The following is an 18,520-nucleotide window of genomic DNA, read 5'->3' on the forward strand; positions in this document are numbered from 1 at the left end:
TAACGCTGTCGCACACCCGATGCGGGGATCGCCCGGTCATCACCGGTAAGGTCGGCGGATGGACCAGCAAGTTCGCCCTCCGGACCTGTCCACGCGGCCGCACGAGCTCACGGTCGAGCGTGTGATGAAAGCCCAGCCCAGCTTGCTGTACGCGGCCTGGACCCAAGGTCTCGACCTGTGGCTGGCCGTTCCCGGATCGGTCCTGATGCGCCCCGCCGTCGACGAGCCGCTCTACTTCGACACCGGCTCCGCCGACAAGCGCAACCCCCACTACGGCCGCATCCTGCTGCTGGAACAGAACCGCCGGGTCGAGTTCACCTGGGTCACCGCCGCCACCGACGGCGTGGAAACGGTGGTCGCCGCCGAATTCCTCAAGCAACCGCGTGGCATCCGACTTCGCCTGCGGCACTCCGGTTTTCCGACCGCGGCGATCCGGGATCTGCACCAGCAGGTCTGGCCCGACAAGCTCGAACGCCTCGACGAAGTCACCAGCAAGGTTTCCTGAGCCGAACACCATCGGTGCACGCGCGAGTAGGTTCGTCACCGAACGCACCACACACGAATCGAAAGGATCGCGATGCCGACTCGTAGCGCACGTACTCTCTGGTCAGGCGGACTGCAGGACGGGTCCGGGCAGGTCGAACTGGTCAGCTCGGGGGTGGGCAAGTTCGACGTGAGCTTCCCGCGCCGGGTCGCCGACACGGCCGAGGGCACCAGCCCGGAGGAACTGCTCGGGGCCGCGCATTCGTCGTGCTACTCGATGGCGCTGTCGGCCGAGATCGCCAATGCCGGTGGCACGCCGGACAGCCTGGATGTGACCGCCGACGTGACGTTGTCGCCTGACCCCGCCGGCGGTTTCCGGATCAGCAAGATCAAGCTCACCGTGCGCGGGCGCGCGACCGGGCTCGACGACGCGGCCTTCGCCGTGGCGGCCACCGCGGCCAAGGAAGGCTGCCCGGTCAGCAAGGCGCTGGCGGGCGTGGCCGAGATCGAGCTGGACGCGGCGCTGGTCTGATCGAACCGGCGTAATCGACCAATCGGCCGCCCGACAGGCAGAAAACCGACTGTCGGGCGGCCGTTTTGGACGATTAGGCCGGGCTCACCGCTGGGTGAACCAGCGATGCGCGGCGGGGGTGTACATGGCCGGAATCGCGATGACGACAGCCAGGATGTGCACAGTGCGGCAACCGGCCAGCACGATCGAACTCTCGGACATCCCGTCGAACAGGGTCGTGTAGTCGTCGGTGGACAACACCACTGCCAGTGGCTCGATGATCAGGGAGATCAGGCCGACTACGCCGATGCCGACGGTCAACACCGCGCGAGCCACGCGGCTGCCGTTGAGCATGTACAACGCCACCCCCGCAACAGCCAGGTAAATGGCCAGGCGCGGGAGCAAACCCGTTGCGGTGGCGCCGAATTCGTCGCCGCCGCGAACCGCGCGCAACAGTCCCTCGGCCACGCCCGCGGCGAGTGCGGTGAGCAGTCCGCCGAACGCGACATGCACGGCGCGGGGGCGGGTTTCGGAAACAAGAAAGGCAGTGCCGGTCATGACACCGACACTGCCGTTCTCAGCTGCTCGCGAGAATCACCCTGCGGTAGGAACCTTGTCCACTACCGAGGTGCTACGCCGCGCGGCGAATTCGGTGAGCGCGGCGAACGCCAGCCCCAAACTCACCCACAGCGTGGTCGTCTGGGCCAGCGAGGCGACCCGGAAGTTCCACAGCAGGGTGGCGGGGAAGTCGTCGGCCACCTCGTTCACGCCGGGCAGCAGCACATAGCCGACCGTGGTGACCACGACGAACGCAGCTACTCCGGCGATCAACCGCAGCGTTTCCATCCCGGCCAGCGCGCGATAGGCCGCGACCGCTGCCGCGACAGCCAACAGTCCGAGCACGACAACCGCGACCCACAACCAGGTGCGCTCGTTGATGGTCTCCGGATCACCCACGGCGGGCGGGTTGGCCGGGTACTTGAAGAACGGCACCGCGACGATCGCCGTCCACGCCAATCCGGCTGTGGTCAGCGACAATTGGGTGCCCGACAGACTCGTGAACCGCCGCGCGACATTCACCGCCGACGCGAACAACGCACCGAACGCCAGGCCCGCCAGGCCGAGCGCGAGGAACTGACCCGCCTTCTGCCCGGACCGGCTGACCAGCGCGTCGTCACCGTGGGAGTGCCCCTCGGCGGCATCGGGTGCGTGCGCATGCGCGGCGGAACCGGCTTCTTCGATAGCGATCGCGGCGTCCACCTGGGGCTCGCCGATGAAGTAGCCCACTGTCGCGGCCAGCAGGCCGGCGATCAAACCGGCCAGCAGGCCACGCAACAGTAGGGTCTTGAGGGATCCGATCAGTGGCACGGGACACCGAGCAGGTGACGTCCGTCGTGCATCAGCTCGTGCAGGAACATCCCGCTACGCGAGACGGCCCCCTGATCGAAACCGACCAGGTACAGCGCGAGCAGTGCAAGAAGAACGACACCGACCGTGACGAGCACGGTTGCGAGGGTGTCGAGGCCGGTCGACCGGCTGGGTGAATGCGCGATAGCCATTCGAGTCCTCCTGTAGGGATACGCGTCCCACGGTTGAAATGTGGTGCGAAGGTGCCGGTGTCTGGCTCTCCGGCACCGGTGACCCGGTACATGGATGACAGTGGCGCGACCGCTCCGGACTCACACCGGAATTACCGCGCACCCTCGCGATGTTCCCTCGAACTGTGACAGCCCGCAGCCACCCGCGTCAATACGTGCACGCGCATGTCCAGCGGAAACGCCGCTGTCAGGCCTTCGCGGGCACGTCCAGGACTACCTCGAACTCGAGCAGCGAGGCACCCGTCGACACCGGCTTGGGACGCTCGCCGTCGCCACCGTGACCGGCATGCGCGGCACGCGCCGGACCGTCACGCCACGCGGCGAACGAATCCTCCGAATCCCATTGCGTCACCACGAAATACCGGTTGTCACCGGCGACCGGGCGCAGCAACTGGAAGCCGAGGAAGCCGGGGGAGTTCTCCACCGCACCCGCCCGCGCGGCGAACCGCTTCTCCAACTCCGGGCCCGCACCCTCGGGAACCTCGATCGCATTGATCTTCACAACAGCCATGGCCCTGACAATACGACCGCTCGGGAAACATCCCGCTCTGGGGCACAATCGGACGGGTGTTGTACGACGAAGGTGGGGTCGGGGTTCCGATTCTGTTGTTGCATGGGCTGATGGGGAGTGCGCGGACCTGGGCGGATCAGGTGCCGTGGTTGCGTGGGTATGGGCATGTCTATGCGGTTGATGCTGCTGGGCATGGGCGGGCTGCGCCGGGCGTGCTCACGACGGAGGCGTTCGTGGCCGATCTTGGTGAGCTCACCGCCGGTATCGCCGAGCCGATGGTGATCGTCGGGCATTCGATGGGGGCGATCCACGGGTGGATGTTCGCCGCGACCTATCCCGAGCGGGTGCGGGCGATCGTCGTCGAGGACATCGCGCCCGATTTCACCGGCCGCACCGCCGCGCACTGGGCCGAGCTGATCGGGTCGTGGCCGCAACCGTTCGCCGACGAACAGGCGGTGCTCGACTACTTCGGCCCGGTCGCGGGCACCTATTTCCTGCGCGCGTTCACCGCGACACCCGATGGCTACCGCCTGCACGGCGAGGTCGACACCTTCCGCGCGATCTCCGAAGAGTGGGGCACCCGCGACTTCTGGTCCGAATGGAAGTCGCTGCGGATCCCCGCGCTGCTCATCGAAGGCGAACACACCATCACCCCGCCGGGTCAGATGCGCACGATGGCCGAGGTCGTTCCCGACGCGGAGTACGTGCGCATCGAAGGAGCGGGGCACCTGGTGCACGACGAACAACCCCAGGCGTACCGCGAACACGTCGGCCGGTTCCTGCACCGCGTCACCGAGCCGACCTCCTCGACGTAGTTCGAGCCGACACACCCGGTCTCGGCGCTATGGAGCCGCGCTTCCCTCGCCTGCGAGCGCGAACAGTCCATCATCGGTCTGCTCGATCAACCCGTCGACCAGCAACGAATCCAACGCCCGCGCCCGTTGACCCGGATCGCGCGTCCAAGCCAGATCCAACCGCACCCGCTCAACCGGCCCCGACGAATCGCGCAGCACATCCAACAATCGCCCCCGCGCCTGACGATCGGTGCCCTCGTACTTCTGCACCTTGCGCGCCACCTCGGCGGCGGGTTTGCCCGCGTCCACCCACGCACAACTCGGCAACGGGCAGCGCGCACAGTCGGGATTGCGGGCCGTGCACACCAGCGCACCCAGTTCCATCAGCGCCGCGGAGAATTTCGCGGCCCGCGGAACCGAAACGGGCAGCAGTGCCTCGGTCTCGGCGAGATCGCGCGAAGACGGGTTGCCCGGTTCGCGCCCGTGCACAGCCCGCGCAACCACCCGTCGAACATTGGTGTCCACCACGGGAACTCGCTGCCCATACGCGAAGCAAGCAACTGCCCGAGCGGTATACGCACCGATTCCGGGCAGGCCCAACAACACGTCGACATCAGCGGGCACCACGTCCCCGTGCTCAGCCGCCAACACCCGCGCACACTCGTGCAACCGCAACGCGCGCCGCGGGTACCCCAACTTCCCCCAGGCCCGCAGCACCTCCGCTTGCGAGGACGCCGCCATCGCCGACGGCACCGGCCAGCGCGCCACCCACTCCCGCCAGATCGGCTCGACGCGCACCACCGGCGTCTGCTGCAGCATGATCTCGCTCATCAGGATGTGCCAGGCGGTGGCCTCGGGCTCGCGCCACGGCAACTCGCGCGCGGTGTCGCCGAACCATGTCAGCAGGGCTTTCGCGTCGATGCTCACCGTTCTCGTTTCCTCTGAGCCAGGCTCTCTTTGCCGACGCGTAACGCGGCGGACTCGCTGGTAACCAAGCGCCTGTGCACAATGGTCGGTATGCCTGGTTCCAATCCGATAAGCGCCTGGAAGTCGCTACGTGAAGGCAACGAGCGCTTCGTCAATGACACTCTGCAGCATCCTAGCCAGGGTGCCGCGGACCGAGCCAAACTCGTCAAGGGTCAGAACCCGCACGCGATCCTGTTCGGTTGTGGTGACTCCCGCGTCGCCGCGGAACTGATCTTCGACCAGGGTCTGGGCGACATGTTCGTGGTGCGCACCGCCGGTCACGTCGTGGACAGCTCGGTGCTGGGCTCGATCGAATACGGCGTGGAGGTGCTCAATGTGCCGCTGATCGTCGTGCTCGGGCACGACAGCTGTGGCGCGGTGAAGGCCACCATCGACGCCCTGGACGGCGGCGAGGTGCCCGGCGGGTTCATCCGCAGCGTGGTCGAGCGGGTGACGCCGTCGATTCTGGTCGGCCGCCGCGAAGGGCTCACCTCGCTGGACGATCTCGAAGCCCGCCACGTGGTGGAGACCAGCAAGCTGCTCATGCAGCGGTCGATGATCATCTCGCAGCGCGTTGCCACTGGTCAGTGCGCTATCGCCAGCGTCACCTACAAGCTCGAGGACGGTCGCGTGCAGCTGCGACGCACCGTCGGCAACATCGGCGAGGTGGTCTGAACCGGGACCACAACCCGGTTCGGCCCCCGACACGCCGAGGTAAGCGCAGCGCGCCCCCCGCGCTGCGCTTACCTTTGAGGTGTGCTGGAACCGAATGGACCGCTGTCACCGGAGATCTACTGGCGCCGCCGTGCACTCGCGATCGGCGTCGCTGTCGTGGTGCTCGCGATCGTGATCTGGCTCGTCACCATGGTCGCGCGCGGGGGAGAGTCGGCCGGGGCCGAGAACGCGGCGGCGACCACGTCCGAGACCGCCACGTCGGCACCGAGTACGACCACGTCGGCAACCAGCTCCGCGCCGACCGGTAGTTCGACCACGCCCACCACCACGACCAGCGCCACCGACCAACCCGCGGCACCGCCGTGCTCGGACCAGTCACTGGCGTTGAAGGTGACCGTCGGCCAGCCGACCTACAAGGTCGGCGACCAGCCCGCGTTCGGCACGGTGATCACCAACATCTCGTCCGCCGCCTGCTCCCGCGACCTCGGCGCCGGCCCGCAGTTCCTGGTCTACACCCTCGACGGCCAGCGCCGCCTCTGGGCGAGCAACGACTGCGCCCAGGACGACCCGCCGGAAATGAAAACGCTCAAGGCCGGTGAACAACTCTCGTACAAGGGCAACTGGTTCGGCACCACCTCGCAGCCGCAGTGCGCGGGCGACCGCCTCCAGGTGCCGGCGGGCGCGTACATGGTGGTGGCCCAACTCGGTGCCGCGCGCAGTGCCGCGGAACCCTTCAACCTGGCCTCGTGAACCACAGCTCCCGCGTGCGGGGGCATTGTGCGGGTGCGCAATAGGTCACATGTTCGACTTCGGTCGATTTGCAGTCTTCGCAGGTTCGGTCACGCCGTCAATGGACATTGTCGCGAAAATGGGTGCTCGACACCGATTTTCGCGTTTGCCGAAGTTATTCCACGGACACCACTTCACGCGGTGCGCGGGATTTGCGGAGTTCGGCCAAACGCAGCGCCGAGCGCAGATCCCCGACCTCGTGAATTCGCATGGTCCCGGTCTTGGTCTTCTCCGAACCGGGCGGCACCAACGCCGTGGTGAACCCCAACCGTTCGGCCTCGGCCAGTCGCCTACCGAGCCCGGTGACCTTGCGGACCTCGCCCGCCAGCCCGACTTCGCCGAGAATCACCCAACCAGCAGGCAGCGCGACATCGGCCTCGGCCGACGCGATGGCCAAGGCGATGGCCAGATCGGCGGTCGGCTCGAGTAATCGCATACCGCCCACGGTCGCCGCGTACACATCGTGCTTGCCCAGAAACACCCGTCCGCGACTTTGCAGCACCGCCAGCACCATGGCGACCCGGTTGTAGTCCAACCCGCTCACCGCCCGGCGCGGCTGCGGAATCTCGGTCTTGACCGTGAGCCCCTGCACCTCGGCCACCAGCGGCCGCTTGCCGTCCATCGCCACGGTCACCGCGGTGCCCGGCACGGTGTCGGTGCGATGGTGCAGGAACAGCCCGGAGGGATCGTCGACGCAGGCGATGCCGTCGTCGTGCAGTTCGAAACAGCCCACCTCGTCGGCACTGCCGAACCGATTCTTGATCCCGCGCACCATCCGCAGCGACGAGTTCTTGTCACCCTCGAACTGCAACACCACGTCCACCAGGTGTTCGAGCGTGCGCGGCCCGGCCACGTTCCCGTCCTTGGTGACGTGCCCGACCAGCAGCACCGCGATCCCCGACGCCTTGGCCAGCGACGTCAGCGCGGCCGTCACCGCGCGCACCTGGGTGACACCGCCGATCACGCCGTCCACCTCCGGCGCGAGCATGGTCTGCACCGAGTCCACCACCAGCAAGGTCGGTCGCACCTGCTCGACATGCCCGAGCACGATCGACAGATCCGACTCCGCCGCCAGATACACCCGGTCGTGCACCGCGCCCGTGCGATCCGCGCGCAACCGCACCTGACCGGCGGATTCCTCCGCGGTCACATACAGCGCGGTCTCCTCGCGCGCCGACGCCCACCGAAACGCCACCTCGAGCAACAGCGTCGACTTGCCGACCCCCGGCTCACCCGACAGCAACACCACCGACCCCGGCACCACACCGCCCCCGAGCACCCGATCCAGCTCACTCACGCCCGTCGAGCGCGCCCGGGTGATCTTGGAATCGATCTGCGACAACGGCGCCGCCGCGGTCGTGGGCAGCATCGCCCGCCGTCCGGGCGCCGCGGCGGACGCCGAGACGGCCACCTCGTTCACCGTCCCCCAGGCACCACAATCGGGGCACTTACCCACCCACTTGGACACCTCGTGCGAACACGCGGAGCACCGGAAGACTGCTTTGGTCTTGGCCACACGCGCACCCTACGGACCAGCACCGACAAGTAGAGCCGCCGCGAAAATTCGCGACGGCTCTACCTGCGAAGGCTGGTCTCAGTGACCGCCGCCCGCACCCTCGGGCGCCGGGCCGGACTTCTCGTTCTCCACGCGCTCGACAGCGGCGGCGTCGACCGGGACCGACACCTGCACGGTGCCCGCGTCCTTGAAGTTGAAGGTGACGTTGTACGTCAGGCCGGGGACGATGTCCTTGGCCAGGCCGGTGATCTCGATGGTGGCCGGGGTCTTCACCGGGTCGATCGAGGGCTTGTCGCCCGCGGCACTGGTGGGCGCGGCCGACGTGCTGGTCGGGGCCGCCGAGGTGGTGGTCGGCGCGGCCGTGGTGGTGCCGTGGTGGTCATCGGCAGCGGCGGGCTTGGCGATTGCCGGGCCCACGACCACGGTCTGCTGCGGCTTCAGCGTGAACTTCGGGTCGCCGGCGGGGCCGGTGATCTTGATCTGACCCAGATCGGTGCTCACGCTGGTCAGCTCGTCGGTGACGGTCTCGCTGCCGTTGATGATCGACAGCGCGAGCACGGCCTTGCCGCCCTTGCTGTGCTCGGCGGTGGCTTCGGGGTACACGATGTACACGTTGCGCAGGGCGATGTCGCCGACCGTGGCGTGGTTGCCGTTGATCGCGGCGGCCTGCGCCGAGGTCTGGGTGTGCTGGCCGGCACTGCAGCCGGTCAGGGCGATACCCGCGGCAGCGGCGAGCGCGGCAACCGTCGCCATGCGACGTCGCGCCGACGTGGCGGTCACAGCTTTCAGGGCAGTCACGGTTTGTCCTCCATGTCGACCGGGCTCACTCCGTCCACAGCGGGTCGGAGGGTAGTAACTAGGCAGCGTAGTAGTTGACTGCGCGCGGGCGACGTTCGGGCTCGCGACGCGCGGGTGCGGAAGTAACAGTTAGGTGTCCCGCGCGAGGTTGCCGGATCGATGCCGGTGGTCCGCGCAGCGTTAACCGGCCACTATGCTGGTGGTTAACCCGTTGTGGCGCAATTCAATGCACAACAACTGCGTATTGTCAACCCCTGCGATGGCCTCGTTGTGGCCCTGACCTGCACAGTTGATCGCGCCGTTATCGAGTCGCATGTTAAACTGTGAACATCGAAAGGGGCACGGGACACATGATTTTTAAGGTCGGAGACACCGTCGTTTACCCCCACCACGGAGCGGCGCTGATCGAAGCAATCGAGACCCGCACCATCAAGGGTGTGCAGAAAGAGTATCTGGTCCTGAAGGTCGCGCAAGGCGACCTGACTGTTCGGGTTCCCGCAGAGAACGCCGAATACGTCGGCGTCCGCGACGTCGTCGGCCAGGAAGGTCTCGACCGCGTCTTCCAGGTGCTGCGCGCGCCACACACGGAGGAGCCGACCAACTGGTCCCGCCGTTACAAGGCCAACCTCGAGAAGCTCGCCTCCGGCGATGTGAACAAGGTGGCCGAAGTGGTGCGTGACCTGTGGCGTCGTGAGCAGGACCGCGGCCTGTCCGCCGGTGAGAAGCGAATGCTGGCCAAGGCTCGTCAGATTCTCGTCGGTGAGCTCGCGCTCGCCGAGGGCACCGACGACGGCAAGGCCGAATCGCTGCTCGACGAGGTCCTCGCAGCGGCTTCCTAGTAAGTACAAATTAAAGTGCGACCTGTCGTAGCACTGGTCCCTGCCGCCGGTCGAGGCGTGCGCCTGGGTGAACCCACCCCGAAGGCGTTCGTTCCGGTCGGCGGCACGGCTATGGTCCGGTTGGCCGTCGACGGTTTGATCGCGTCCGGTGCGGTGCACCGGGTTGTCGTGGTCGTCCCCGCCGAACTGGTCGACGAGGCCACCTCTTTGCTGTCCGGCGGTTCGATGCCCTCTGTGCCGGTGCAAGTCGTCGTCGGCGGTGCCGAACGTACCGACTCCGTCCGCGCCGGCATCGCGGCCGCGCCCGACGCCGCGTTCTACCTCGTCCACGACGCCGCCCGCGCGCTCACCCCGCCCGAGCTGATCGCGCGCGTGGCCGCCGAGCTGCAGGCCGGAAGTCCCGCGGTGGTGCCCGCGCTGCCCGTCGTCGACACCGTCAAATCGGTCGACGCCGCAGGCATCGTCACCGGAACCCCCGACCGCGCCCACCTGCGCGCCATCCAAACCCCCCAGGGCTTCGCCGCCGACCTGCTCCGCCGCGCCTACGCCACCGATGTCGGCGCGACAGACGACGCAGGCCTGGTCGAACGCCTCGGCGTCGACGTGCACACCGTCGCCGGCGACTCCCTCGCCTTCAAGATCACCACCCCCCTAGACCTGCGCCTGGCCGAAGCGCTGCTCGCCGACGGAAGCGCCGCGCCGCGCCGGGCAGAGCACCAGGCCGCCGACGCGACTCCGGCCGTCGCGACTTCCGCTGACGCCGGGCAGCCCACGGCGCCCACCGTGACTCAGGCGGTTGCCCGATGAGAGTCGGCATCGGCAGCGACGTGCACCCCATCGAACCCGGCCGTCCCTGCTGGATGGCCGGTTTGCTGTTCCCGGAGGCCGACGGCTGCTCGGGCCACTCCGACGGTGACGTGGCAGCCCACGCCCTCTGCGACGCCCTTCTTTCCGCCGCAGGTCTCGGCGACGTAGGCGCCGTCTTTGGTGTCGGTCGCCCAGAATGGGCCGGTGTCACCGGCGCCGCCATGCTCACCGAGGTCCGCAGGCTGCTGACCGAAGAAGGCTTCGAAGTCGTGAACGCCGCGGTGCAGGTCATCGGCAATCGTCCGAAGATCGGCCCGCGCCGCGCCGAAGCCCAGAAAGTGCTCGGCGAACTCCTCGACGCGCCCGTCTCCGTCTCGGGCACGACCACCGACGGCCTCGGCCTGACCGGTCGTGGCGAAGGTGTCGCCGCCATCGCCACCTGTCTGCTCGCGGAGTGTTCCTAGCCCGAACCGGGCCGCACGATTCCCACCGCAGTACCTTTTCGCCGATTCCCGGCTTCGTCGCAGAAACTCGCGAGCCACGAACCGGCCGGTCAATCCCACTCTCGTCCCACCGACTAGGATCGAATGCCGTGACCTTGCGCCTTTTTGACACCGACACGCGAACCATGCGGGAATTCACCCCGCTGGTCCCCGGCCGTGCCTCGGTGTACCTGTGTGGGGCCACCGTGCAGGGTCAGCCCCATATCGGTCACGTGCGCAGCGGCGTCGCCTTCGACGTGCTGCGTCGCTGGTTGCTCGCGCACGACTTCGACGTGCGGTTCATCCGCAATGTCACCGATATCGACGACAAGATCCTGAACAAGGCCGCCGAAGCGGGCCGCCCGTGGTGGGAATGGGCCGCCACGCACGAACGCGCTTTCGACAAGGCCTACGAGACCCTCGGCGTGCTGCCGCCGTCGGCCGAACCGCGCGCCACCGGCCACATCACCCAGATGGTCGATCTGATGCAGCGCCTGATCGAGCGCGGGCACGCCTATGCCGCCGACGGCGACGTCTATTTCGACGTGATGAGCTGGCCGAATTACGGTGAATTGTCGGGCCACCGCCTCGACGACGTGCACCAGGGCGAAACCCCGACCCGCTGCAAACGTGATCCGCGCGACTTCACCCTGTGGAAAGCCGCCAAGCCCGGTGAGCCGAGCTGGCCGTCACCGTGGGGTCCCGGTCGTCCCGGTTGGCACCTGGAATGCTCGGCGATGGCCGAGTTCTATCTGGGCCCGGAATTCGATATCCATTGCGGCGGAATGGATTTGATCTTCCCGCATCACGAGAACGAGATCGCCCAGTCGAAAGCGGCAGGCGACGGTTTCGCGCGTTACTGGCTGCACAACGGCTGGGTGACGATGGGCGGGGAGAAAATGTCCAAGTCGTTGGGCAACGTGCTGTCGGTGCCGAATGTGCTCACCAGGGTGCGCCCGGTAGAATTGCGTTTCTATCTGGGCAGCGCGCATTACCGCTCGATGCTCGAATACTCCGACAAGGCTCTCGACGACGCCGTGGCCTCCTATCAGCGCATCGAAGCGTTCGTGCAGCGGGTGCTGGATCGGGCGGGCGAGGTGCCGGTCGGTAAATGGACCGACGGATTCGCCGCGGCTCTCGACGACGATCTCGCGGTCCCGAAGGCACTGGCCGAAATCCACCATGTGGTGCACGAGGGAAATCGCGCACTCGAGTCCGGCGCGGTGGACACCGCGGTCGAACTGGCCGGTGCGGTGCGGGCGATGCTGGGAATTCTCGGCGTCGACCCGCTCGACGAACAGTGGTACACCCCCGCCGATAGTTCGGCGGCGATCGAAGCGCTCGATGTGCTCGTTCAGACGGAATTGAACCGTCGGGCGAACGCGCGGGCCGAAAAGAACTGGGCAGAAGCCGATGCCGCACGGGATCGGCTCATCGCCGCGGGTATCGAGGTAACCGATACCCCGCAGGGGCCGGAGTGGTCGCTGGGCGCATCGAGCGGAAAGGCGAACTGATGGCAGGCAATTCACAGCGACGCGGAGCAGTACGTAAGGGCGGCACCAAGAAGGGGCAGGTCGCCGGTTCCGGCGGCAAGCACCGTCGCGGGCTCGAGGGCCGGGGCGCGACGCCGCCCGCCGTCGAGCGCACCAAGCACCCCGCCGCGAAGCGGGCCAAGGCCGCGGCCAAGGCGAAAGCCAATGCGGCACAGGGTCGCCCGTCCGGTAAGTCCGGCGTGCCGCGCGTTGGCCGCAAGTCCGACGAGGGTCCCGAGTTGGTGCTCGGCCGCAACCCGGTGCTCGAGTGCCTGCGCGCCGAGGTGCCCGCGACCGCGCTGTTCGTGGCGGTCGGCACCGAGAACGACGATCGCCTGTCGGAGAGCGTGCAGCGCGCCGCCGACATGGGCATCTCCATCCTCGAGGTGCCGCGCACCGACCTGGATCGGTTGAGCGCCAACGGAATGCACCAGGGCGTGGCCCTGCAGGTGCCGCCGTACCGCTACGCGCACCCCGACGATCTGATGGACCGGGTGAAGGGCACCGCCGAGCCCGCGCTGCTGGTCGCGCTGGACAACATCACCGACCCGCGCAACCTCGGCGCGGTCATCCGCTCGGTGGCCGCGTTCGGCGGTCAGGGCGTGGTGATCCCGCAGCGTCGCAGCGCCAGCGTCACCGCGGTGGCGTGGCGTACCAGCGCCGGTGCCGCAGCTCGCCTGCCGGTGGCCAGGGCCACCAATCTGACTCGCACACTGAAGGATTGGGCTGCGCAGGGCATCCAGGTCGTGGGTCTGGACGCCGACGGCGACACCACCCTGGACAACTTCGACGGCAGCGTTCCCACCGTCGTGGTCGTGGGTTCGGAGGGCAAGGGCCTGTCGCGTCTGGTGCGCGAGACCTGCGATTCGATCCTGAGCATTCCGATGGCGGGCCCGGTCGAGTCGCTCAACGCCTCGGTCGCCGCGGGCGTCGTCCTAGCCGACATCGCCAAGCAGCGCCGCCTGGGCTGAGTTTGTTCGCAGCGCGGGCGGGCTGTGGTGTAGTTCGCCTCAGCTGCGCTCGCGCACAGTAGGATTCGTGCTGTGGCGATTCCAGATCAGCCGATCGGTGAGACGGTCGAGCACCCGCAGGCCAACCTGATCCTTGTGCTCGGGCTGCTCAGTCCGTTCTGCTGTGGGATCTTCGGGCCGGTCGCGTGGGTGCTTGGCAGGCGCGCGCTCAACGAGATCGACGCGTCCTACGGCGGGCTCAGTGGCCGGTCGCAGGTGGTGATCGGGTTGGTCGCCGGGATCATCGGCACGATCTTGATGTTGTTGTTCGCGCTGCTGTATCTGGCCGGTTCCTGCAACGGGAATTTCTAGACGCGTCAGTCCAGGCTTTGGCGTTGGCCGGGTGTGTCCCAGGCGGGCCATTCGTCGTTGACGCTGCCGGTCCAGTGCGGCGCGCGACGTTCCTTGAACGCCACCATCGCCTCGCCGCCGTCGACACTGTCGCCGACATGCGCGTTCAGTTCCGTTTCGAGCTGCCCGACCACCGCGGGCGTCATGCCCAGGCTCTCCCAGATCAGCCGCTTGGTCAGCGCGACCGGCAGGGGAGCGGTCCCGGTGGCGATGTCGTGCGCGACCGCGAGCGCGGTCATCAGCACCTCGTCGGCGGGCAGCGCCGCATTGGCCAGCCCCAGCGACTTGGCTTCGTCACCGTCGAAGGTGCGTCCGGTGAGCATGATGTCGGCGGCGTTGGCCAGCCCGGCCAGGCGCGGCACGGTCCAGTGCGCGAACCCGTCGGCGAGCACCCCGCGCCGCACCTGATTCAGCCCGTACACCGCGTCGCGCGCGAAATACCGCAGGTCACACTGCAGGGCCAGCGCCAGCCCGATCCCGACCGCGTGCCCGTTCACCGCCGCGATCACCGGCTTGCGGACCTGCCAGGGCGGCGGGTCCAGCGTCGCGCTCACGTCGCCACCGCGCGCGGCCAGATCGGCGCCGGCGCAGAAAGCGGGTGGGGTGCCGGTGATCACGACGGCGCGGATCGCGTCCTCGATATCGCATCGGCGCAGCGCCGCGCTCAGTTCGGCCGCCATGGTCGCGGTGACGGCGTTCTGCTTGGCAGGTCGGTTCAGCGTCAACAAAGCGACGCCGCCTTCGACATCGACGAGCAATTCCGAACTCATAGAACGCAATCGTACTAGCGACCGGCCAGCAAGTGTCTGCCGATCGCATACTTGTGCACTTCGGTCGGGCCGTCGTAGAGCCGGAACGCGCGCATATCCCGGAACAACATCTCCACCACGGTCTCGTCGCTGATCCCGATTCCGCCCAGCACCTGCACGCAACGGTCGGTCACCTTGAACAGTTCCTCGGATACGAACGACTTCGCCATCGACGATTCGTGCCGGGCCTGCTGCCCCTGATCCATCAGCCAACAGGCGTGCCAGATGGTCAGCCTGCACTGGTGCAATGCCACCTCGTTATCGGCCAGCATGAACGACACGCCCTCGTGTTCGCCGATCGGTTTGCCGAAGGCGGTGCGCGTGCGCGCGTAGTCCAGCGCGATCGACTGCGCGCGAGCGGCGGCGCCCAACCAGCGCATGCAGTGGGTGAGTCGGGCTGGGGCCAAACGTAATTGGGCGTAGCGCATGGCCTGTCCGGTGCGGCCGAGCACGGCGGTGGCGGGCAGGGTGAGGTTGTCGAACCGCACGACCGCGTGCCCGCCGACGTAATTGCGGTCCATCGTGTTCATGATGCGTTCGATGACGATGCCGGGCGTGTCGGCCTCGGTGATGAACAGCGTCGGCCCGGCAGGCAGGTGCGGGTTCTCGGCGAGCAGGGCCATGATGATCCAGGTCTTGGCGCCGTCGGCCCCGGTGATCAACCATTTGCGCCCGTTGATCACGAAGTTCTCGCCGTCGAACACCGCCTCGGTGCTGAGCTGTCCCGGATCGGAACCCGCGCCGCCCGGTTCGGTCATCGCGAAAACGGTGCGTTGCTCGCCGCGGATGGCCGGCATCAGATACTGGTCGATCTGCTCCGGATCGGCGATCTTGTTGAGCAGGAACATGTTTCCCTCGTCGGGCGCGGCGCAGTTCATCGCGACCGGTCCGAGCGTGGACCAACCCGCCGCCTCGTACACCAGCGCCTGTTCGACGTGACTGAGCCCGAGCCCGCCGTATTCGACGGGGGCCTGCACGGTCAGCAGTTTCTCGGCGCGGGCCAGTTCGATCAGTTCCGCGCGCAGATCGTCGGTGGGCCCGTGCGCGGTCAGGCGCGGGTCGCGTTCGAACGGCACGATCTTGTCGATGACGAAGGCGCGAACCCGATCTCGCAGCGCGGCCAGATCCTCCGGAACGGTGAAATCGATCATGCTGGCCATTCTGCGCGCGGATCCACGCGGCTCGCGGTCATTCCGGCATCGCGCGGCCGCAGTCCTTGCTCAGCGCACGTGCGCGAGTTGCCGACTGCGATGGCCGATCACCCGGCAGACCAGGTAGATCGTGAACGAGATGCCCGTGACGAAGGTCGACACCGGTACGCCGGGAGCCAGGGACAACAGCAACCCACCCACCGCCGACACCTCGGCGAAGATCACCGACAACACCGTCGCCCGCAGCGGACTCGACGTCAGCTGAGCGGCCGCGGCGGCAGGCGTGATCAGCAACGCCAACACCAGCAACGCCCCCACGATCTGCACGCCGAACGCCGCCGTGATGCCCAGCAACACCGCGAACACCACCGACAACGCCCGCACCGGCACCCCGCGCGCGATCGCGACCTCGGGATCGGCACTGGCGAACAGCAACGGTCGATACACCACCGCCAGTACCGCGAGCACGCCCGCGGTGCACGTGACCAGCAGCGCGAGCCCGTCGTAGCCGACGCCCGCCACCTGCCCGGTCAGCAACGAGAACTTCGATCCGGCGCGTTCGGGCGCCAGCCACAGGAACAGCACCGACAACCCGAGCCCGAACGACAACACCACCGCGATCACCGAATCGCGTTCGCGCGCACGAGAACCCAGCCAGCCGAACAACACGGCAGCCACAACGGAACCGGCTATCGCCCCGAACCCGACCCCGACTCCCATGAGCAGCGCCGCCGATGCACCGGTCAGCGACAGCTCGCTGGTCCCGTGCACCGCGAAGGACATCTGCCGCGCGACGATCAGCGGCCCGATCAATCCGGCCAACAACCCGAGCAGCGCACTGGCGAGCAATGCCTGCTGCACGAAGTCGTAACCGAGCAGGTTCGCGGTGGTCCCGAGGTCGAACATCTGCTGAAAAACCTTGGTGAGCTTGTCCATCAGGCGGTCCCGCCCAGCGCGTCGATCTCGTCGCCGGTCCCGACAACAACCAGCCGCCCACGTACCCGCAACACCTCGACCTCGGTCCCGTACAGCTCCGACAGCGTTTCCGAGGTCATCACCTCGTCGGGCGTCCCGATCCGGAAACCGCCGTCGACCAGGTACAGCACCCGATCCACCAGTGGCAGAATCGGATTGATCTCGTGTGTCACGAACAGCACCGCCGTGTCGTGTTCGCGTCGCCGCTTGTCCACGAGTTCGGCGACCAGCCGCTGGTTCGCCAGGTCCAGACTCAGCAGCGGTTCATCACACAGCAGCACCGACGGATCGCCGACCAAAGCTTGTGCCACGCGCAACCGCTGCTGTTCACCACCGGACAGTGTTTCCAGCGGAGCATGTGCGAAGGACTCCGCTCCGACCGCGGCCACAGCGGCCGCGACCTTCGCCGCCCGCTCGCCACGACCACGCCAGCCAAGCCCCCAACGATGCCCGTCGACCCCGAGCCCGACCAGATCGACACCGCGCAACTGCACCCCGGCATCGATCGTCTTCTGTTGCGGCACATAGCCGATACCCGGATTCCCGAGACTGGCCTTCTTGCCCGCGATCTCCGCGCTACCCGAACTCAAACCCAATCGACCGAGCAGCACACGCAGCAGCGAGGTCTTGCCCGAACCGTTGGGACCCAGCACCGCGATGAACTCACCAGGTGCGACGTCGAGGTCGAGTCCGCTCCACAGGGTGCGGTCGCCGAACGACATGGTCGCCCCGCGCAGCCGGATCGCGGTGTCGGTGCGCTGCGGTATCAGCGTGGTCGTCTCGGACAACGCGACTCCTCAGCGCAGGGCAGCGGCGAGCGCCTTGGCGTTCGCGGTCTGCCACTGGATGTAGTCCATGCCCTGCGGCAGGGTCTCGGTCACCTCGACCACCGCGATCCCGGCCGACTTCGCCGAGGCCTGCAGATCCTGGGTGATCTTGTCCTGCGTCTGGGTGTTGTAAATAAGCGCCTTGACCTGCTTACCCGTGATCAGATCGCGCGTCGCGGCGACGGCGGCCGGGGCCGGGTCGGTCTCCTGCTCGATCGCTTCCTGGAACGCGTGCGGGGTCTTGTCCTGCGCGGACGCGGCGACCAGCAGGTAGTGCGCCAGCGGCTCGGACTGCGCGACCGGCGCGTTGGGCGTCTGGGCGGCGATGGTGCCGGTGATCGTGCTGACGCCGATCAGCTGGTTCTTGAACGTGACCGCACGCTCGGTGTACGCACTGGCGTGCGCGGCGTCGACCTGACCGAGTTCGGCGGCGATCTGATCGGCCACGGCCGCGACGGTGCTCACGTCGTACCAGACGTGCTCGTTGTCATCGGACTTGTCCGCGCGCTGCTCGAAGGCCTCGACGGTGCGCTTGTTCTTGCCGGAAATAGCCTTCTCGATGAACTCGTCATAGTGCCCACCGTTGAACACGACCAGATCCGCATCGCTGATCTTCGCGGTGTCGGTAGCCGAGGTTTCGAAGGAGTGCGGGTCGGCGGCCGGGTCACTGATAATCGAGCTGACCTGCGCATCCGGTCCCGCGACGGCGGCGGCGATGGAGCCCCACACATTGGTGGAGGCGACGATCTGAGGGGTATCGGAATCGGTGGAGCCGGTACCGCAGGCGCTGAGCACGACCGCGGCCACCACTCCCGCCGTGAGACCGGCACACATGCGGGCGAAACGAGGGTTCACGCGGTACTCCTGCTGACAAGCTCTAGATCGTAATGGAAATCGTTACCGTTAGATTAGCAGAGGTCGCGTGGGGGTATGTGCTGGGATCGAAGGTTTGGTGGGGTCGGTGTGGCAAAGCCACGGGGTTTGGGTGGTCCCAGATGGTTTGAGGCTGTGTTTTTGGAGCGCTGGCGCGCTCGAGCGCGGCCCCTGAGGGGCCGCGAGTTAGCCACCGTTGCTTGAGGCTTCGCCTCGGACGCAA

At 67.4% G+C, this 18,520-nt stretch carries 22 protein-coding genes and 1 pseudogene; 11 read left to right on the forward strand and 12 right to left on the reverse strand.

The features are described 5' to 3' along the window. Window positions 1-58 precede the first annotated feature (58 nt). Window positions 59-505, forward strand: coding sequence for an SRPBCC domain-containing protein (locus ACFWU5_RS21905; protein WP_379268499.1), 447 nt, complete (start codon window positions 59-61; stop codon window positions 503-505). A gap of 72 nt (window positions 506-577) precedes the next feature. Beyond that, window positions 578-1,015, forward strand: a complete 438-nt coding sequence (locus ACFWU5_RS21910) for an OsmC family peroxiredoxin (RefSeq protein WP_379268501.1) — start codon at window positions 578-580, stop codon at window positions 1,013-1,015. Window positions 1,016-1,099: 84 nt separating this feature from the next. Here ACFWU5_RS21910 and ACFWU5_RS21915 read toward each other — a convergent pair whose 3' ends face one another. From ACFWU5_RS21915 to ACFWU5_RS21930, 4 genes are all read right to left on the reverse strand, one after another. Beyond that, a complete protein-coding gene (locus ACFWU5_RS21915) occupies window positions 1,100-1,552 on the reverse strand; it encodes a hypothetical protein (protein ID WP_379268503.1) in 453 nt (150 codons plus the stop codon). A gap of 36 nt (window positions 1,553-1,588) precedes the next feature. Further along, window positions 1,589-2,362, reverse strand: a complete 774-nt coding sequence (locus ACFWU5_RS21920) for a CbtA family protein (RefSeq protein WP_379268505.1) — start codon at window positions 2,360-2,362, stop codon at window positions 1,589-1,591. Beyond that, on the reverse strand, window positions 2,353-2,553 hold the full coding sequence (locus ACFWU5_RS21925; RefSeq protein WP_019044677.1) for a CbtB-domain containing protein: 201 nt from the start codon (window positions 2,551-2,553) through the stop codon (window positions 2,353-2,355). Before ACFWU5_RS21925 ends, ACFWU5_RS21920 begins: the two co-directional genes overlap by 10 nt. A 226-nt stretch (window positions 2,554-2,779) precedes the next feature. Next, window positions 2,780-3,103 carry an antibiotic biosynthesis monooxygenase family protein gene (locus tag ACFWU5_RS21930; RefSeq protein ID WP_379241081.1) on the reverse strand — a complete coding sequence of 108 codons (324 nt, stop codon included), beginning with the start codon at window positions 3,101-3,103 and terminating at the stop codon, window positions 2,780-2,782. A gap of 56 nt (window positions 3,104-3,159) precedes the next feature. Here ACFWU5_RS21930 and ACFWU5_RS21935 point away from each other — a divergent pair, with 56 nt between their 5' ends. Then, the gene (locus tag ACFWU5_RS21935) at window positions 3,160-3,918 is read left to right on the forward strand and encodes an alpha/beta fold hydrolase (RefSeq protein WP_379268507.1); all 759 of its coding nucleotides are present in this window, start codon (window positions 3,160-3,162) and stop codon (window positions 3,916-3,918) included. Between the two features lie 27 nt (window positions 3,919-3,945). Here ACFWU5_RS21935 and ACFWU5_RS21940 read toward each other — a convergent pair whose 3' ends face one another. Continuing rightward, window positions 3,946-4,824, reverse strand: a complete 879-nt coding sequence (locus ACFWU5_RS21940) for an A/G-specific adenine glycosylase (protein ID WP_379268509.1) — start codon at window positions 4,822-4,824, stop codon at window positions 3,946-3,948. A 90-nt stretch (window positions 4,825-4,914) separates the two neighbouring features. On the opposite strand from ACFWU5_RS21940, the gene ACFWU5_RS21945 reads away from it, so the two are divergent. Beyond that, a complete protein-coding gene (locus ACFWU5_RS21945; RefSeq protein ID WP_379241084.1) occupies window positions 4,915-5,538 on the forward strand; it encodes a carbonic anhydrase in 624 nt (207 codons plus the stop codon). An 81-nt stretch (window positions 5,539-5,619) separates the two neighbouring features. Continuing rightward, on the forward strand, window positions 5,620-6,288 hold the full coding sequence (locus tag ACFWU5_RS21950; protein ID WP_379268511.1) for a hypothetical protein: 669 nt from the start codon (window positions 5,620-5,622) through the stop codon (window positions 6,286-6,288). 154 nt (window positions 6,289-6,442) lie between these two features. On the opposite strand, the gene radA is transcribed toward ACFWU5_RS21950, so the two are convergent. Together radA and ACFWU5_RS21960 are read right to left on the reverse strand one after the other, a co-directional pair. Continuing rightward, window positions 6,443-7,843 (reverse strand): DNA repair protein RadA, encoded by a 1,401-nt coding sequence (radA, locus tag ACFWU5_RS21955; RefSeq protein WP_379241086.1) that lies wholly within the window; start codon window positions 7,841-7,843, stop codon window positions 6,443-6,445. A gap of 78 nt (window positions 7,844-7,921) precedes the next feature. Next, window positions 7,922-8,641, reverse strand: a complete 720-nt coding sequence (locus tag ACFWU5_RS21960) for a hypothetical protein (RefSeq protein WP_379268512.1) — start codon at window positions 8,639-8,641, stop codon at window positions 7,922-7,924. Between the two features lie 350 nt (window positions 8,642-8,991). Here ACFWU5_RS21960 and carD point away from each other — a divergent pair, with 350 nt between their 5' ends. From carD to ACFWU5_RS21990, 6 genes and pseudogenes are all read left to right on the forward strand, one after another. Next, on the forward strand, window positions 8,992-9,480 hold the full coding sequence (gene carD, locus ACFWU5_RS21965) for an RNA polymerase-binding transcription factor CarD (protein ID WP_019044685.1): 489 nt from the start codon (window positions 8,992-8,994) through the stop codon (window positions 9,478-9,480). A 9-nt stretch (window positions 9,481-9,489) separates the two neighbouring features. Further along, window positions 9,490-10,173: pseudogene (ispD, locus tag ACFWU5_RS21970) on the forward strand (2-C-methyl-D-erythritol 4-phosphate cytidylyltransferase); the annotation flags it as partial. A 110-nt stretch (window positions 10,174-10,283) separates the two neighbouring features. Further along, on the forward strand, window positions 10,284-10,751 hold the full coding sequence (gene ispF, locus ACFWU5_RS21975) for a 2-C-methyl-D-erythritol 2,4-cyclodiphosphate synthase (protein WP_379241088.1): 468 nt from the start codon (window positions 10,284-10,286) through the stop codon (window positions 10,749-10,751). A gap of 128 nt (window positions 10,752-10,879) precedes the next feature. After that, complete coding sequence (gene cysS, locus ACFWU5_RS21980; protein ID WP_379268514.1) at window positions 10,880-12,283, forward strand: cysteine--tRNA ligase; 1,404 nt, start codon at window positions 10,880-10,882, stop codon at window positions 12,281-12,283. Beyond that, window positions 12,283-13,272 (forward strand): 23S rRNA (guanosine(2251)-2'-O)-methyltransferase RlmB, encoded by a 990-nt coding sequence (rlmB, locus tag ACFWU5_RS21985; protein ID WP_379241090.1) that lies wholly within the window; start codon window positions 12,283-12,285, stop codon window positions 13,270-13,272. Before cysS ends, rlmB begins: the two co-directional genes overlap by 1 nt. Window positions 13,273-13,344: 72 nt before the next feature. Further along, on the forward strand, window positions 13,345-13,623 hold the full coding sequence (locus ACFWU5_RS21990) for a DUF4190 domain-containing protein (RefSeq protein WP_379241091.1): 279 nt from the start codon (window positions 13,345-13,347) through the stop codon (window positions 13,621-13,623). Between the two features lie 5 nt (window positions 13,624-13,628). On the opposite strand, the gene ACFWU5_RS21995 is transcribed toward ACFWU5_RS21990, so the two are convergent. The 5 genes from ACFWU5_RS21995 to ACFWU5_RS22015 form a co-directional block, all read right to left on the reverse strand. Next, the gene (locus ACFWU5_RS21995) at window positions 13,629-14,432 is read right to left on the reverse strand and encodes an enoyl-CoA hydratase/isomerase family protein (RefSeq protein WP_379268516.1); all 804 of its coding nucleotides are present in this window, start codon (window positions 14,430-14,432) and stop codon (window positions 13,629-13,631) included. 14 nt (window positions 14,433-14,446) lie between these two features. Next, on the reverse strand, window positions 14,447-15,622 hold the full coding sequence (locus ACFWU5_RS22000; RefSeq protein ID WP_379241093.1) for an acyl-CoA dehydrogenase family protein: 1,176 nt from the start codon (window positions 15,620-15,622) through the stop codon (window positions 14,447-14,449). A 69-nt stretch (window positions 15,623-15,691) separates the two neighbouring features. Next, entirely contained in the window at window positions 15,692-16,558 is an 867-nt protein-coding gene (locus tag ACFWU5_RS22005; protein WP_379241094.1) for a metal ABC transporter permease, read from the reverse strand. Continuing rightward, the gene (locus tag ACFWU5_RS22010; protein WP_379268525.1) at window positions 16,558-17,319 is read right to left on the reverse strand and encodes a metal ABC transporter ATP-binding protein; all 762 of its coding nucleotides are present in this window, start codon (window positions 17,317-17,319) and stop codon (window positions 16,558-16,560) included. The genes ACFWU5_RS22005 and ACFWU5_RS22010 overlap by 1 nt, the downstream gene beginning before the upstream one ends. 75 nt (window positions 17,320-17,394) lie before the next feature. Beyond that, window positions 17,395-18,258 (reverse strand): metal ABC transporter solute-binding protein, Zn/Mn family, encoded by an 864-nt coding sequence (locus ACFWU5_RS22015; RefSeq protein ID WP_379268527.1) that lies wholly within the window; start codon window positions 18,256-18,258, stop codon window positions 17,395-17,397. Window positions 18,259-18,520: the final 262 nt, after the last annotated feature.

This window comes from Nocardia sp. NPDC058640, from assembly GCF_042716995.1.
In the GTDB taxonomy this organism is placed as follows: domain Bacteria; phylum Actinomycetota; class Actinomycetes; order Mycobacteriales; family Mycobacteriaceae; genus Nocardia.

Excerpts from the sequence above, each read along its gene's own strand:
- carD (WP_019044685.1), top strand. The coding sequence starts at position 8,992 with ATGATTTTTAAGGTCGGAGACACCGTCGTTTACCCCCACCACGGAGCG.
- ACFWU5_RS22015 (WP_379268527.1), bottom strand. The coding sequence starts at position 18,258 with ATGTGTGCCGGTCTCACGGCGGGAGTGGTGGCCGCGGTCGTGCTCAGC.
- ACFWU5_RS21915 (WP_379268503.1), bottom strand. The coding sequence starts at position 1,552 with ATGACCGGCACTGCCTTTCTTGTTTCCGAAACCCGCCCCCGCGCCGTG.
- ACFWU5_RS21910 (WP_379268501.1), top strand. The coding sequence starts at position 578 with ATGCCGACTCGTAGCGCACGTACTCTCTGGTCAGGCGGACTGCAGGAC.
- rlmB (WP_379241090.1), top strand. The coding sequence starts at position 12,283 with ATGGCAGGCAATTCACAGCGACGCGGAGCAGTACGTAAGGGCGGCACC.
- ACFWU5_RS21925 (WP_019044677.1), bottom strand. The coding sequence starts at position 2,553 with ATGGCTATCGCGCATTCACCCAGCCGGTCGACCGGCCTCGACACCCTC.
- ACFWU5_RS22010 (WP_379268525.1), bottom strand. The coding sequence starts at position 17,319 with ATGTCGTTCGGCGACCGCACCCTGTGGAGCGGACTCGACCTCGACGTC.
- ACFWU5_RS21995 (WP_379268516.1), bottom strand. The coding sequence starts at position 14,432 with ATGAGTTCGGAATTGCTCGTCGATGTCGAAGGCGGCGTCGCTTTGTTG.
- ACFWU5_RS21945 (WP_379241084.1), top strand. The coding sequence starts at position 4,915 with ATGCCTGGTTCCAATCCGATAAGCGCCTGGAAGTCGCTACGTGAAGGC.
- ispF (WP_379241088.1), top strand. The coding sequence starts at position 10,284 with ATGAGAGTCGGCATCGGCAGCGACGTGCACCCCATCGAACCCGGCCGT.
- ACFWU5_RS22005 (WP_379241094.1), bottom strand. The coding sequence starts at position 16,558 with ATGGACAAGCTCACCAAGGTTTTTCAGCAGATGTTCGACCTCGGGACC.
- ACFWU5_RS21905 (WP_379268499.1), top strand. The coding sequence starts at position 59 with ATGGACCAGCAAGTTCGCCCTCCGGACCTGTCCACGCGGCCGCACGAG.
- ACFWU5_RS22000 (WP_379241093.1), bottom strand. The coding sequence starts at position 15,622 with ATGATCGATTTCACCGTTCCGGAGGATCTGGCCGCGCTGCGAGATCGG.
- ACFWU5_RS21930 (WP_379241081.1), bottom strand. The coding sequence starts at position 3,103 with ATGGCTGTTGTGAAGATCAATGCGATCGAGGTTCCCGAGGGTGCGGGC.